This is a genomic window from Rhodospirillales bacterium RIFCSPLOWO2_02_FULL_58_16, from assembly GCA_001830425.1.
Classification (GTDB): domain Bacteria; phylum Pseudomonadota; class Alphaproteobacteria; order Rhodospirillales; family 2-02-FULL-58-16; genus 2-02-FULL-58-16.
In genome coordinates this window covers 18,011-32,288 of the sequence record MIAA01000002.1, presented here as the reverse complement: position 1 = coordinate 32,288, position 14,278 = coordinate 18,011, and the positions used below count along the sequence as shown (strand labels likewise).

Below are 14,278 nucleotides of genomic sequence, written 5' to 3'. Positions count from 1 at the left end.
CGAAAAGAACTCAAGCGTCATCTTCGATCTTCTGCACAAAAAAAGGTGATCATGCCGACCGCTCCATCCGCCGGGACGGACACCCCACGTTGCGTATGGGAAGCAGGCGCTCTGTTAGGCGAGGGGCCGTTGTGGTGTCCGTTGAACAGTGTCCTTTACTGGATCGACATCAAGGGCCGCGCTATTCACCGCTACCGTCCCGGCGACGGCGTTCGCGAAACGATAAAGACCCCGGACGAGATCGGCTGCATCGTCTTGCGCGAGGGGGGAGGGATGATCGCCGCCTTTCGTTCCGGCATTTCCTTTTTCAATCCGGAGTCCGGACTGCGGGAAATGATCGTTGATCCCGAATCCCATCTTCCCGGCAACCGCTTCAACGACGGCAAGTGTGACCGCCGGGGACGATTATGGGTAGGCTCCATGGATGACGGGGCAAAGCGGGCGACGGGGTCTCTTTACCGGCTGTCTTCGGACATGAAAATAAAGAAAATGCTCGGCGGGATCGTCGTCGCCAACGGCCTGGGGTGGAGTCCGGATGACAAGACCATGTATTTTACCGACTCGGAGAACAGGCTTATTTTCGCCTTCGATTATGATATTGAATCGGGAGAGGCCGTTAATCAGCGGGTGTTCGCCGAAATCCCCGGAGACGCCGGGGTTCCCGACGGCATGACCGTTGACGCCCTGGGCTATGTGTGGAGCGCCCACTGGGACGGTTGGCGCGTTACCCGTTATGACCCCTCAGGCGCGGTTGAGCGAATCATCAGGATGCCCGTGCCGCGCCCGACCAGTTGCATGTTCGGCGGCGAGGGCCTGGACAGGCTTTATGTAACATCGGCCTCCATCGGCCTGACCGACCGGCAACTTGCCGAGTCGCCTCTTTCGGGGGGGCTGTTCGAGATCGACCCCGGCGCCGGGATCAAGGGCCTGCCTGAGCCTAGAGCACTATCCGGCCAAATTGAATCATCTGCGTTGCGCATTGGCGAGGCGATCCGTCAGGCGCGACGTGAAAAGCGATGCAAAAGCATCGGTTGAGCGGCGCAACGAAGCGGGCGTCCGCCAAGGCGCAACCCGAAGGGCCGGGGTCTTTTTCGGCGCGGGTTTGTCAAAGGGCTTGCCCGTAGTGTACGCTACGCGCTGCGCCCTTTTCCTGCCCGCGCCGGAAAATCCCTCCGGCGCAGGCGGTTCAATTTGGCCGGATAGTACTCCAGGTTCGCGGGGTAAAATGATTATCATCATTATGGGCGTATGCGGAGCGGGGAAGACCACGGTGGGGACCCTGCTGGCGCGGGCGCTGGGCGCCGATTACCGCGAGGGTGATGATTTTCACCCGCCCGCCAACATCGACAAGATGAAAAGCGGCATCCCCCTGGACGATGAAGACAGGAAGCCGTGGCTTGCCTCTATCGCCGCCGCCGTGGACCAATGGATTGGGGAAGGACGGGATATGGTGCTGGCATGCTCGGCGCTCAAGCAAAGCTACCGCGACATGTTGATGGCCGGAAAAAAGGATGTGCGGCTGGTCTACCTCAGGGGCGATGAAAAGCTTATCCGCGACCGCCTATATAAACGCGGCGGACATTTTATGCCGACGGCGCTTCTTGAAAGTCAGTTCGCCGTTCTGGAAGAGCCGAAAGACGCCGTTGCCGTGGATGTCGGCGGCGCTCCTTCCTCCATCGTCGCCGCTATCCGCGCCGGATTGGGAATTTAATCAATGTTGATGCTCTTGATCCAATCGGCGGCGGCTCGCCCGGCGATTTCATGGCCCGGCGCGTTCCAGTGTCCGTCATGGGCGAAGTGAGTGGCGGCAAGCCCGGCCTTTTTGAATTCCTCGAAGGGATCGATCACCTTGATGCCGACGGCATCCAGTTTGGCGCTGATCATCAGGCGCATTTTGCGAAATGACGGGTGGTCGTCGCGAATCTCCAGGCGGCCTGGGACGATCAGAACGGCGAGAGGGGTTGCCTCGGGCAGAATGGAGCGGAGGCGAACGAACTCGGCTGCCGTCTTATCGGTCATGATTTCAATTTCTCCTTCATCGAAGGATCGTTTAGAGTCGTGCGACTTGCTGATAATGCCGATTTTTGTCATAAAATCCCTGATTGCATCGAGTCGCTTGATTGAGACGGCGAGGACGTTGTAAAGGGCCGAATATCGGGTCAGCCATTTCTTGGCGCCGAGAAGGCCGGCCTTTCCGGCTTCGGGGGTGGTCTTCGCCGCCGCCGTCAGTTCCGCCCGCTTTTGACATCCTTCGTAATGGCCGACATCGTTCTCAAGAACCAGACCGATAATCACCGCCTTGGGCCGGAATGTTTCAGGCATCCTGGCGATAAGCGCCTGGTAGCCGCAGACGTCGGTTCCCGGCGAGGCGATATTGTATGTCGGTTTAGCGGCGAGGCGGGCGATTATCGATGAATACATTTCATCGGCTTCTACGCCCCAGCCGAAGGTCACGGAATCCCCGACCGCCCAAATACGTTCGTCAGCAAACTCCACCGCTTGCAGATTGCGCAGACCGAAGCCGTTGATCGAAACGCGGACGCGGAAATCACCGTCTTTCTGGGCGAAATAGTCATCGAATTCCGGCATCCCCGTACTGACCTCTCCGAAATTCGGGACGATGACGGAGCGCATGAACCGCCCGCTGTCATAGTCTTGCCAGTGGGGCATAAAAACCCTGCATATTCCCTCAAGGGCCAAGGCGGCAAGGACGATGGCCGCCGCCAGAGTAAGCAGGCGGCTCGGCAACGACGGCTTCTCAGTCATCGGTGATTATTTCATTTACCACCAGACGGACCAGCCCCTGAAGCCCTTGCGCGTAGGATTCCTTGTTGAATCTTTGATTATAGGCCATGGTCAAGGCGCTCATCATGTTCAGGCGCTTGTTTCCCGGTTCGACGCGGACGATGAAGATTCTCCCGTCAGGCCGATAATCGTCATAGGCATAATTCGGATTGTATGCAGCGAAGGTGCTTGCATATTTCTCCGTTTTCTTGCGCCAGTCTAAAACATTGTCAAGATATGGCGCTCCCAGACGGGTGTGTTCGCCAAAAGCCTTCGCCATGAAATGGGTAAGTTCGGGAAAACGCGACGAATCGCCGGAAGCCATGTTGGGACGCCTGCTTTCATCAAAGACGAACGTCGTATGAGCGCGTATTTCCGGTGTCTTGCGTATTTCTTCGATGATCGCGCTCTGCACATGACTGTGTTTAAGATAAGATACATAGTTAATGCAGTTGGTGGCCGTGAACAAGCCGGCGACCAGAGCCAGAACGCCATAAACAATCCTTGGCCTAGCCAAGATCATAACAGCAAAAAAGACAAACGCGCCGATGAACAAATGCAAGGATGTTTGATGACGCGAGGCTATGCCGATGGGGTGGGGAAATTTCTTAACCACTACATACGGGTAGATGGCAAGCATCAGCAGCGCAAACGCCAAGCCCAGCCCAAAAAAAAGTACGCCAAGGCTTGGGCAAGAATTATCTTCCGCCGCGAAGAATCGGCGCTTGCCCGCTAGGCGCGGCAACGCCGCCTGCGCCAGCAAAGCCAGCAATAAAACCGCCATGATTTCGGTCAGCACATTGTTTGAATCCAAGGGAGTCAACAGCTCCTTGAATGCGGGGGAGAAAAGCATGTACAGGTTGTAGATTGCAGTTTGCGCCGCCTCTACGGTTCCCCATAACAAGCCCTTAAAAGTTATGACGTTGTAATTTTTGAATATACCGGACGGCTCGAAAAAGGCTGATTTCATAATAAAAAAAACTACGGGCGCCGCATGAAAATCGAAATACCGGACGACGCATCTCAATATTTTCATCCCGTCCGTCTTAAGGCTTCCCCATTTCGGAATATGGCCGACGGCGTTGTAGTAAATGAATAAAGCCGGAACAACCGCCAACACCAGGAAGGATGGGGTGGCGAACGAAAGAAACAAGAAAAATAAGGATAAAAGGCGCGCAATGATCCTGCCGGCGGCGAAATGCCCCGCCAGAAAATAAAAGCTCAGGCAATAAAAAAAGAAACTTAACGGATAAGGCAGATTAACCTCAATTACCCTAGCCATGTTCACCGGCGCCAAGATGGTCAGCAGGACGATCCAAAAAACATTCCTTGGACTTGCCAACTCGGCAACCGTCGCCGCCCTGAACAACAGCAGCCCCGAAATAAAATAAATAACGAAAACGGCGATTCTGGTGGCCGAAAATGATTCTCCCATGGCTTGCAAGGCGTCAAAAACAGGACCGTGATAAGGGCGACCGAGATCAAGCCACATCTTGGCGCTTGTTGCATTGCTCAAACGCCACACCCAATCGTCCCACAAAGGACCTTGGATCAACGCCATGGGCGCAAACGCCAGAAAGTAGAGCAGGACATAAATGGTCAGATATAAGCCGTTGCCGGCGTGATTATCCATATCCCCTTGCCGGGCGGAAACGGCGTGAGGCTTGTTCATCTCGGCTTTTCCGAAATACCGGTGGGATTAATCAACATCATGTTTACTCAAGCCTTGCGGAAGCGCCTTTCTATAAGGCATCAGCCGCACGGTTTCAACATGCGACTCAACATCCGGCTTCCTCCTCGCGAAAGAATGCAAATATCCCGCAGGTCATGGCGAAGCAGGCGACCACCAGAAGCGGATAGCTCAACACCACCGTCTTGTCGTACTTCCACCACGACATAATTATAGTGAGAGGCAGAACGAAAGACAGCGCCGGCGCGTAGAGAACGGTGGATAAGGCGTTCTTGGGCAGCAGCCATTCCAGGCCCGATTTGTGTTTCCTCCTCAGGGGAATGCGGTCCTTGCCGACCATATAGAAGCAGCGGAAGTAGTCTTTGAGGTTCTCCCGGTCGTAATGCCGAACCAGGATCGAAGGTTCCAGACGCAAACTCATGCCCATGTCCAGAGCACGCATACAGAAGTCCACGTCCTCGCCGGTGCGGAAATCCGGGTCGAAGTCTCCCAACTCTCGTTGAGTGGCCCGCAGGAAACTCATGTTGTTGGTGACCAGATGGCGCGACACCTGAGCCAGGGGCCGGCGGGTGTCCTTCCTGACGGTAAACGGCTCGGCATTGGGAATGTTGGTGTGCCAGTGGCAGAACTTGTCGGCCATGGACACCAAGCCCTTTCCGCAACCTTCTATGCCGCCGCCGACGATCATTCCGGTCTGTCCTTCATGGGCGGCGGCGTGTTTGGACAGCCAACCGGGGTCATCGACGGCGGCGTCGCTGTCGATGAGGACTATCAACTTCCCTTTCGCCTCCTTGAAGCCGGCATTCCGGGAGCCGCCGGGACCCAGGTTGGTTTTGTTGCGGATGACGCGGACCCTGGGGTCATCGGGGATATGTCTTGAGCAGTTCTCGGTGGAGGCGTCGTCGATGAGGACGACCTCGAAGCCGGGATGATCCTGGGCCATCACCCCTTCTATGCACTCTCTCAAGGTCTCGCCTGAATTGTAGAACGGAATGATTACCGAGATTTCTATTTCCATACGTTCAGTCCGAGCAGCCCTGGATAGGTCAAGGGGTTGAACAGGATGCTGTCCAGCAGATTGCAGTCATGGGTGCAACTGCATTCTTTGCGCTTTATAGAGGCAACGGCCTCGGCCCAGGCGACGCCGGCCAGGATGTCGGTGATCGGCTGTTCGCGCACGTTGCCCACCGCCGGCAATATCTCGCACGGGGCCACGGCGCCGTTGTCATAAACGACCACATGCGCCTGCCCGCCGAGACAAGGGATGATCTGGGTCTTCTTCTCGATAGTCTCCAACTGAATATTCCATTTGAAGGACTGGTAATTGCGGGTAACGACGCCGCCCAGTCCCTTGCGCCCGAAGTTATAGCTGTCCTGTATGGGTCGCACCTCGCGGCCCAGCTGGCGCAGGCGCTCCACGGAGGGCAGCCGATACAACGGGTTTATGGGATTGCCGCGCAGCAAAAGAAGCCCCTGGTAGTCAACGTTCAACTCGTCGCGGACGAACTTCATGAAATCAGGCAGATCATCGACGGTGCGCTCGCAGACCACGGTATTGATCTTGACCCGCGCATCGGCAAGTCGGCCCAGTTGCCTGATGGTCTCGATTGCACGTTCGAAACTGCCCTTCTGGCGCATCTCGTCGTGGGTTTCCTTGAAGCCGTCGAGAGAAACGGTGACAACCAGCCGCCCCGGATTACGCCCGCTGACGGCCTCGGCTACGGAAACTATGCGGTCGGCAAACCAGCCGTTGGTGGGGATCGATATCTCCTCGAATCGGAACAGGCCGATGACATCCGCCAGGTCTTTGCGCAAAGAAGGCTCGCCGCCGCCGATATCCAACCATATCAGGTCGTTGACTGCCTCGGAGACGCCCCTGATCTCATCCAGAGTCAGGTCATTAGGCTTCTTCTGGAAGTTGACGAAGCAGTGCTGGCATCGCATGTTGCATGAGTTGGTGACATGCAATATGGCGTGCTTGATCCTGGGCGCTATCCGGGATCGAAGCGCCTCGCCAAGGAGCTTGAAATGAGCGCCGGGTTGAGTTTTTTGAATCGCCATTGCGGGCTGGATACTTTTTAACCGAAGACTTCCCAGGCAACCTTCAAATCGAAGGCAACCCAACCACCATTCAGCCGTGTGCAAAACTACGGAATTGCGCTGATTTTTCCGCTTCTGCGATCTATTCGAGATGTTATCAGGTTATCGGAGAACCATTCAAGGTCAACTTTTTCCTTTTGTGTCGGCGGCGCTATCCGCGATGAATTGGGACTGCTAATATGAGTCGGTCATTGTATATCAGGGGATTTCCGTGGTTCTGATCTGGGGACTTGCCTCCGTTTCCGTCGCCTTTCTGGCGCATGTTTTGATCTGGCGGATTTCACCCCCGAGGAATTCCGGGGTGGCGCTGATACGAACTTTCGTTGGAACCTTTGTTGTCCTGACGGCGCTCGGTTTGCTTGCCGCAAAGGCGGGCGCGGATATTATGCCGGGCGGCGTTATGGAATATATCCATGTGCTCGTTTTTTATGTGGCCCTGATGTGCGGCTACATCATGACCTATCCGGCGATTGAAGTAAAAAGCCCATCCCTGACGATAGTGGACATGATCGCCGATGCCGGCTCGGACGGCCTTCCCGTCGAGCGGCTTTATGAGCGGCTTGACGATGATAACCTGCTGTGGCCGCGAGTGAACGATCTGGTCGGCGAGCGGGCGGTTATTTTTGACCGGGGTTTTTACCGGCTGACCGCCAAGGGTCGTTTCATCGCCCGTGTCTTTACGGTATTCCGGGGAATGCTGGGCGCCGCGAAAAAGGGAGGATGAGACCCTATGACCGCCGATCTGTTTACCGCCCTTGTTCCTGTAATCTGTGTCGTCTTTCTGATAGTCGGGCATATTTTTGCTTACCGTCTGGCCCCGGCGCTCGGCGCGCCGTTGACTCTCGGCATCGGCTTTCTGGGCGGCTTTTTGGTCTTTTCTGCGCTCCAGGGCATGGTTTTTCCGCTCGATGATCCCTCATGGAATGATTTCGGCAACGGCATAGCCGATCTGCTGGCCTATCTAGCCTTGGCCTATACCTATTTTCACTTTGTAAACATGGGAGAGACCGCCAGGCGCGTCCGCATCCTGATCGAAATGAACCGATTTCCCGACGGCCTTGATCGCGAGGAAATCCACTTTCTTTATAACGCTCGGGAGATGATCGACAGACGTATCAAACGCCTATCGGACACCGGTCAGATTTTTGAGCAAAACGGACGGCTTTATATCGGCAACCAAACAGTCCGAGTAATGGCCGTTATTATCGCGCTGTTCAAGCGGCTGATCTTTGTGAATCGGCTTCAAACTTAATGACTTTATAGCGTCGCGGCCCCATAACCATCGGCAACCGATTTAAATCTCATATGACAAAAGCGCCCCGACCGATGACCAGAGATCACGATAACCACGACAAGAATACTCCTTTTATCAGCTTCGTCGTGCCTTGTTACAACGAAGCGCCGCACCTTGAAGGCGCCGTCAAGGAGATCGATCGTACCGCGCTGGAATGCGGCGTCAATGATTATGAAATTATTCTGGTCGATGACGCCGGCAGCGATGACAGCGGCAAGATCATGGCGCGATTAGCCGCTGAAAAACCGTACATAAAACATATCACCAACCTTAAGAACCTCGGTTTCGGCGGCGCCTACAAAACGGGAGTCCGTCATGCGACCGGCAAATATGTGATCATGGTGCCCGGCGACAATAATCATCCGTCGGATGGAGTGGCTCCGATCATCAGGCTCGCCGGCGAGGCGGATATGATTATCCCCTTTATCACCAATCCGGGCGTTCGGGGCGTGAAACGCCAAATCATTTCACGCGCCTTTACCCGGCTGATGAACTTTCTGTTTAACCTTGATGTTCCCTACTATAACGGGCTGGTATTGCACAGGACCGATTTGCTGCGCCGGATTGCTATCGAGACTGACGGCTTCGCCTATCAGGCCGAAGCCGTCATCAAATTGCTCAAGGGCGGCGCCGATTACAAAACAGTCGGCGTCAAGCTCAATGACGCCAACCCTCACAGTTCCGCTTTCAGGCTGAAAAACATCTACCGGGTCATAAAAACCATTGTTACCCTGAAGTGGCGGATCGGTTAGAAACATCATCTTCGGTTTGCGGGCGGATCGCCGGATGTAATGTCTCAATAGGTTGTTCATGCGAAAAAAAGTTCTGTTTGTTTCCTACGCGCTTCCCCCGTTCGGCGGCGGAGGCGAGCAGGTGGCGCGCAATGTCCTGAGTTATCTCAGTGAAAACGATCTGCTTGAGCTGGAAGTTTTGACCGCCGCCGATATTCACTCAGGATTATCTCCGGATAGCGTTGAAAACGTTAAATTTCATACGGTTCCGACTTGGCGTAAATCCAGGGCGGATACGGGCATTATCGGCATGCTTATGTTCGTCATGCTTGGGGCGTGCAAACTCAGAAAGCTGCTGAAGAAAAATAATTATGACCTTGTTCACTATTGGGCTTCCGTACCGTCCGGCCTGTTGTCTTTCCTGCATCATGGCGATGTCCCTTATGTGATCTCGCTTTTCGGCGGGGATGTTCCGAAGTTCAATTCCGGACAGTACCAGTTACTTCATTTTCTGCTTGCCCCCTTTAATAAATCCATTGTCAGGAACGCCGCCGCCGTCGTCGCCATGAGTCGCGCGGCGAAGACGGCAACCGAGAAAGAACTCGGCCCCGCGAATATAAAAGTCATATGGAACGCCGCTGATGATCTCCCGGCGGATGCTCGGGCCGTCATTGACCGGGACAAACAAACCTTACGTCTTATCAGTGTCGGACGGTTGGTGGGATGGAAGCGATTTAATTTGGTCATCAGCGCCGTGGGCGGTTGCGACGATGTGGAGTTGGTGATAGTAGGCGATGGGCCTGAAAGGAAATCTTTGGAGAACCTCGTTGAAAAGACGTGTAGCGGCAGAGTTCAATTCCTCGGCATGTTGAATAAGGCTCAAGTGTCGGATGAGTTGTTAAAGTCTGATGTATTTGTCTTGCCTTCCATCGGAGAATCTTTTGGAAATGTTTTCGTCGAGGCCATGGCGTGCGGGTTGCCGGTTATCGGCGCCCGGGCCGGAGGAGTCGCCGAGATCATTGAGAATGAAAAAAACGGTTTTCTGATAGAGCCGGACAACCTGGGTGAGTTAATCGACAGAATTAATTTTTTTAAAAACGCCGATGAAAGAAAAAGGATGTCGGAGGAATCAATCGGATTGTTTAAAGAAAAATTCACATGGCCCAGGGTTTTTGAGAAGTATCAGGCTGTCTATAAAGAAATGCATATCGGTTGGCGTTAAATTTTTTAAATGAGCACTCTTAAAACCAAGCTTAAAAGGCTGGAGAGTTTTCTTCTCCCAAGCCGCATCGGCTATCTGATTTTCTATGTGACCAACCGGTGTAATTTTCGTTGCGATTTTTGTTTTTATTTCGATGAGATCGAGAAGGGCCGAAAGCCGGATGAATTGACTGTTGAGGAAATCCGCCGTTTGGCTCCCAATATCGGTCCGCTCCTGCAATTGTCCCTGACCGGCGGCGAGCCTTTTCTAAGGAAAGAGCTTGCTGAAATTACGAAAATTATCTTGGACCACACCCGCGCCATGCGGGTGACGGTTCCAACCAACGCCTCGTTGACCGACCGCGCGGTCGCGTATCTGGAAGAAATTCTTCCCCTTTATCCGGACACCTTTTTTCGCATCGCCTTCTCTATAGAAGGGATCGGGGAGGATCATGATGAATTGCGCTCCATGCCGGGTTCCTACAAGAAGATTCAGGAAAGCTACGCGGAGATCAGCCCGTTCAGGGAGCGCTTTGATAACTTCGCGCTTGAATGCAACTCCGTCTTCTCAGCCAATTCCGAAGAGACCATGATTTCGACGATCAAGCACTTATCGGAGGAATTCCGCTTTGACAACATTTCGGTGACATACGCCCGGGGAGCGATCAAGGATCCGGAATTGAAGCGGGTCTCGCATCAACGCTACCGCGAAGTGAACGCTTTTATCGAAGGCCTGGAAAAGAAAAAGAAAAAAGGCCTGCTGTTTCCCGCCGTCAGGGGAATAGCCGAAGTCACCCGCGACATCATGATGCGCACGGAATTCAATGATGAATTCGTAACTCCTTGCCTTGCAGGACGGAAACTTGTGGTTATAAGTGAAACGGGGGATGTGCAGCCTTGTGAGATACTCGGCAAAACCATGGGCAATCTGAGAGACCGTGATTTCCGGCTGCACGATATTCTCGCTGAACCGAAAAATCAGGAACTGTTGAAGTGGATCAAAGAATCAAAATGCAAATGCACGTTTGAATGTGCGCTGGCCGCCAATGTGGCGTGGCATCCAAGCCTGTATCCCAATGTTCTTCTTTCTACGCTACGCAATATCGGCAAATGATCTCTTGCATGGAAAAGAAAAAAATCAGCGTCATTATCCCCATGTACAACGCCGGCGCGACAATCGCCGCCTGCGTTGAAAGCGTAATAACCACCGGCTATAAGCCCCTGGAGATTATCGTCGTCGATGATTGTTCGACGGACGAGTCGCGCGACGTCATTAAAGACATGACGGCGCGTCATCCCTCTGTCGTTAAATTGCTCCCCTTGGAAAAGAACGGCGGCCCGTCTCAAGCCCGGAACCGGGGCGCGGAGCGGGCGGACGGCGAATATCTTTTCTTCGTTGACAGCGATACGGCGATGCTGCCGGAAACACTGGATACATTCATCAAGCATATGGAGGAGACCGGCGCCGACGCCTTGTCGGGGATTTACAATGAGTCTCCCTTGAATAGCGGCGCCACCCCTCTTTATAAGGCGCTGCTGAATTACTTTACCTGCGCGCGCCACGGCATGTTCGACAATGAGATTTTCAATGGGGCCGCCGCCGGAATTCGCAAGGAAGTATATGAGAAAATCGGCGGCTATAACGATAGCCTGGGCTGGGGAATGGATTACGAGAACGAAGAAATGGGGCAACGCATCGCTGCTTCTTTCGTCCATAAACTGGACCCGGATTTACAAGTGCGCCACCACTTCGACGGCATCGGTAAAATGACTCGGCTCTATTTCCATCGGGTTTCCTTGTGGATGGAAATGTTCTTAAAACGCAAGAAATTCGAATCAAACGCGCTCGGCAGCGCCCCTTCGGGCATGTCCACAGTCAGCAGCCCCTTGTTCCTGATTTTTCTTGCCGCCGCTTTGTTCCTGCATTCATTGTTCATTATTCCATCGTTCATTTCTTTTTGCCTCTACCTTTATTGGTATCTTGGTTTTTTTCTTTTCATCATCCGCAAGAAACCTTTTTTTCTGCCGATGGGGATAATATTGAATTTTTGGTTCTGCGCCGTCATCACGGCGGGGGCGTCATACGGAGTTCTGCGCTCTCTGCTGGGCAGAGGAAGGGTCATTTGGTCGCCGCCCCGGTCGATAAGGTAATTTGCCGATGATCCGCGCCCTAAAAAACCTGATCAACCGCTTCCCCGGACTACGATTGCCTGCACGTCTATGCTATGCCGCGCTGCTTGACCTGAAAAATGCGTTCCTTTACGTGCTCGTGGTTCACCTTGGATACAAGCCGCAAAGCCTGTCCTTCGGCGGCCAGGACCGATGGGTGATTGATGAGGTCTTCCGAGGCAAACGGGATGGTTTTTTCCTCGATCTCGGCGCCGCCGACGGCTTCAGTGAAAGCAATACCTATATTCTTGAAAAAATTTATGGATGGCGAGGTATCTGCATTGAGCCTAACCCTCTTCTATTCAAGCAGTTAACGGAAAAATTCAAACGAACATGCACATGCGTACAGAAGGTGGTTGATGCCGAGGAATCAGATGTGGAGTTCATGTTCTCCGGCCAAATGGGCGGCATTATCCATGAGGATACCGACAACAATCCGAACCAACGTTCGGGCAGAATTGAGAAATCCCGCGAGGCCGGACGCATCAATATGGTGAAAACAACGACTCTGGAAAAGATTCTTGACCAACTCGGCGCACCGTCCATCATTGATTACTTCACCATCGACGTGGAAGGGGCGGAAACCAGAATTCTTAGAAACTTCCCGTTCGATAAATACACATTTCTGGCGCTTACCATCGAAAGACCGTCGGCGGAACTTAATGCTGTCCTGTTCGGAAACGGCTACCGCTTCGTCCGAAATTCGGTGGAGGACACATTTTACGTTCACGAATCGGTAGAGAGCATCGAGACCATAAAGAGAGATACTTTTGTACAGCAACCGCCAAAGAACTTTTGAGTCCGGGCCGTTCGTCCTGATTCTCGCCGTTTCAGCCGCCTTGTGCGCGGCTTATTTTGTTTATGTGCTTTTTCTTTATGGGAATCTGGAAGGCTATGTTGATCATATTGAGCCAAGCATCGCCATATCCGCCTGGCGCTTCATGAAAGGGCATGCTCTTTTTCAGGATACGCACGAATGGCCGAAAGTCGGCGGCTACGGACCATTGCTTTATATATTCCATTCCGTTGTCTTTAAGATTGCCGGCGGCTCGATCCCTCTAAGCAAGCTGGCCGGCTCCATCGCCGCAGCGGGAAGCATTTTATTTTTTTATTTCTATGCCAGGGGGCGTTTCGGAGCCTTCAAGGCATATGCCGGCGTGTTGATGTTTATCGCAGTTTTGATGATTTACGCTCCGTATAGTTTTTGGAACCGCTCTGATCCGTTCATCGTGTTTTTTGTTACGCTGGCTGTTTTCGCTAAGGATTTGCCGATCGAGCGGTGGGGGCGTTGGACCCCCTATGTGGTGGTGGGGTTGTGCATCGGATTGGCGACAAACCTCAAGATTCATTCCTTCATCTACTTTATTCCCATCGTCCTCGATTTATGCGGATGGAGGGAAGTTTACAAGATGGTAATTATCGGCCTTATATCCATCATCGTGTTCCTGTTGCCTTTTATTCATCCGGGCATTTCTCTGACCATATATCTCCATAAATTTTTCGGCGCTCTCGCCGCCAAGGGAGGCATTGATTCGAATATGCTTGCTACGTCTTTCAGGTTCTCCCTGTATTTCCTTTCACCTGTGTTGTTGTTGGCCGGGCTTGTGGCGCGAGGCAAGAATTTTGTGGACGGTAAGGATGCGCTTTACTTCGCAGCTCTTGTTGTCACCGTCGCCATTTCGATTTACCCGGCTTCCATTCCCGGCACCGGCCCCCACCATTTTCTGCCGTTGCTGGCGATTACTATTGACTCCATGCTGCGGTTCGCCAAAAAATTTGATGATGCGCCACGTCTGCAAATGGGAATTTTAGCTCTGATTCCGATTTTATTTTTGGTGATTTCGCTTCCCGTGCAACGGCGTCTGATAAGGAACATAGACAGGATTGCGCAGGAGAAAACGGCCAAGGAAATCCATGAAGCGGCGGAAAAATTCAAGGATGAAGCTATCGAGATCGGTTACGGCGAATCGCTTGAGAATTACAGGTTCAGCTACTTCAAGCCGATCCTGCTTTTCGCCGGGAATCCGATCACGGTGAGCGCGAAGGACGTCATGGAGTACAACGCCGCCGGTTTTGATTACACTGACAGGTTCGTCGCCGAGTTGGAGGCGTGTAAAACGCGCAATTGGCTGATTCCCAAGGGAGAAGCCCCTTTCAGGCTTCAAAGCTATTACGGCGTCCACGGGCTGTTCGGGCGGGCCGCAGATGTTTTCACGGAACGCTATGAAAAGACGGATGCTCTAAGTTACTATGATCTTTGGTCCTGCAAGAAAAATTAATAAATGTCGAGCAAAGTAAAACTTTTTCCGC

Annotated in this window: 14 protein-coding genes and 1 pseudogene (1 of these 15 only partly in view); 11 read left to right on the top strand and 4 right to left on the bottom strand. The window is 53.2% G+C overall.

Going from position 1 to position 14,278, the window contains the following annotated elements:
- The 3 genes and pseudogenes from A3H92_00995 to A3H92_00985 all read left to right on the top strand — a co-directional run.
- Window positions 1-49, top strand: a pseudogene (locus A3H92_00995) (hypothetical protein) (it extends 704 nt beyond the left edge of the window).
- Between the two features lie 92 nt (window positions 50-141).
- Window positions 142-1,035, top strand: coding sequence for a hypothetical protein (locus tag A3H92_00990; GenBank protein OHC76407.1), 894 nt, complete (start codon window positions 142-144; stop codon window positions 1,033-1,035).
- A gap of 205 nt (window positions 1,036-1,240) precedes the next feature.
- A complete protein-coding gene (locus A3H92_00985) occupies window positions 1,241-1,711 on the top strand; it encodes a gluconate kinase (GenBank protein OHC76434.1) in 471 nt (156 codons plus the stop codon).
- On the opposite strand, the gene A3H92_00980 is transcribed toward A3H92_00985, so the two are convergent.
- From A3H92_00980 to A3H92_00965, 4 genes are all read right to left on the bottom strand, one after another.
- Complete coding sequence (locus A3H92_00980; protein OHC76406.1) at window positions 1,708-2,766, bottom strand: hypothetical protein; 1,059 nt, start codon at window positions 2,764-2,766, stop codon at window positions 1,708-1,710. The two genes, A3H92_00985 and A3H92_00980, sit on opposite strands and share 4 nt — an antisense overlap.
- Window positions 2,759-4,456, bottom strand: a complete 1,698-nt coding sequence (locus A3H92_00975) for a hypothetical protein (protein OHC76405.1) — start codon at window positions 4,454-4,456, stop codon at window positions 2,759-2,761. The genes A3H92_00980 and A3H92_00975 overlap by 8 nt, the downstream gene beginning before the upstream one ends.
- 106 nt (window positions 4,457-4,562) lie before the next feature.
- Complete coding sequence (locus A3H92_00970; GenBank protein ID OHC76404.1) at window positions 4,563-5,492, bottom strand: hypothetical protein; 930 nt, start codon at window positions 5,490-5,492, stop codon at window positions 4,563-4,565.
- Window positions 5,483-6,535: a hypothetical protein gene (locus A3H92_00965; GenBank protein OHC76403.1), complete on the bottom strand. Its 1,053-nt coding sequence runs from the start codon at window positions 6,533-6,535 to the stop codon at window positions 5,483-5,485. Before A3H92_00965 ends, A3H92_00970 begins: the two co-directional genes overlap by 10 nt.
- Before the next feature lie 250 nt (window positions 6,536-6,785).
- Here A3H92_00965 and A3H92_00960 point away from each other — a divergent pair, with 250 nt between their 5' ends.
- From A3H92_00960 to A3H92_00925, 8 genes are all read left to right on the top strand, one after another.
- The gene (locus A3H92_00960; GenBank protein ID OHC76402.1) at window positions 6,786-7,298 is read left to right on the top strand and encodes a hypothetical protein; all 513 of its coding nucleotides are present in this window, start codon (window positions 6,786-6,788) and stop codon (window positions 7,296-7,298) included.
- Window positions 7,299-7,304: 6 nt separating this feature from the next.
- On the top strand, window positions 7,305-7,826 hold the full coding sequence (locus A3H92_00955) for a hypothetical protein (GenBank protein ID OHC76401.1): 522 nt from the start codon (window positions 7,305-7,307) through the stop codon (window positions 7,824-7,826).
- A 74-nt stretch (window positions 7,827-7,900) separates the two neighbouring features.
- Window positions 7,901-8,620, top strand: a complete 720-nt coding sequence (locus A3H92_00950; protein ID OHC76400.1) for a hypothetical protein — start codon at window positions 7,901-7,903, stop codon at window positions 8,618-8,620.
- Window positions 8,621-8,678: 58 nt separating this feature from the next.
- A complete protein-coding gene (locus tag A3H92_00945; protein ID OHC76399.1) occupies window positions 8,679-9,821 on the top strand; it encodes a hypothetical protein in 1,143 nt (380 codons plus the stop codon).
- A gap of 9 nt (window positions 9,822-9,830) precedes the next feature.
- Window positions 9,831-10,913: a hypothetical protein gene (locus tag A3H92_00940; GenBank protein ID OHC76398.1), complete on the top strand. Its 1,083-nt coding sequence runs from the start codon at window positions 9,831-9,833 to the stop codon at window positions 10,911-10,913.
- Window positions 10,910-11,950 (top strand): hypothetical protein, encoded by a 1,041-nt coding sequence (locus A3H92_00935; protein ID OHC76397.1) that lies wholly within the window; start codon window positions 10,910-10,912, stop codon window positions 11,948-11,950. The genes A3H92_00940 and A3H92_00935 overlap by 4 nt, the downstream gene beginning before the upstream one ends.
- 7 nt (window positions 11,951-11,957) lie before the next feature.
- Entirely contained in the window at window positions 11,958-12,767 is an 810-nt protein-coding gene (locus A3H92_00930; GenBank protein OHC76396.1) for a hypothetical protein, read from the top strand.
- Entirely contained in the window at window positions 12,739-14,247 is a 1,509-nt protein-coding gene (locus A3H92_00925; GenBank protein OHC76395.1) for a hypothetical protein, read from the top strand. Before A3H92_00930 ends, A3H92_00925 begins: the two co-directional genes overlap by 29 nt.
- Window positions 14,248-14,278: the final 31 nt, after the last annotated feature.

Bases quoted from the DNA above. Each gene is read 5' to 3' on its own strand.
- A3H92_00985 (OHC76434.1), top strand. From the start codon at position 1,241: ATGGGCGTATGCGGAGCGGGGAAGACCACGGTGGGGACCCTGCTGGCG.
- A3H92_00980 (OHC76406.1), bottom strand. From the start codon at position 2,766: ATGACTGAGAAGCCGTCGTTGCCGAGCCGCCTGCTTACTCTGGCGGCG.
- A3H92_00975 (OHC76405.1), bottom strand. From the start codon at position 4,456: ATGAACAAGCCTCACGCCGTTTCCGCCCGGCAAGGGGATATGGATAAT.
- A3H92_00970 (OHC76404.1), bottom strand. From the start codon at position 5,492: ATGGAAATAGAAATCTCGGTAATCATTCCGTTCTACAATTCAGGCGAG.
- A3H92_00965 (OHC76403.1), bottom strand. From the start codon at position 6,535: ATGGCGATTCAAAAAACTCAACCCGGCGCTCATTTCAAGCTCCTTGGC.
- A3H92_00955 (OHC76401.1), top strand. From the start codon at position 7,305: ATGACCGCCGATCTGTTTACCGCCCTTGTTCCTGTAATCTGTGTCGTC.
- A3H92_00950 (OHC76400.1), top strand. From the start codon at position 7,901: ATGACCAGAGATCACGATAACCACGACAAGAATACTCCTTTTATCAGC.
- A3H92_00945 (OHC76399.1), top strand. From the start codon at position 8,679: ATGCGAAAAAAAGTTCTGTTTGTTTCCTACGCGCTTCCCCCGTTCGGC.
- A3H92_00940 (OHC76398.1), top strand. From the start codon at position 9,831: ATGAGCACTCTTAAAACCAAGCTTAAAAGGCTGGAGAGTTTTCTTCTC.
- A3H92_00935 (OHC76397.1), top strand. From the start codon at position 10,910: ATGATCTCTTGCATGGAAAAGAAAAAAATCAGCGTCATTATCCCCATG.
- A3H92_00930 (OHC76396.1), top strand. From the start codon at position 11,958: ATGATCCGCGCCCTAAAAAACCTGATCAACCGCTTCCCCGGACTACGA.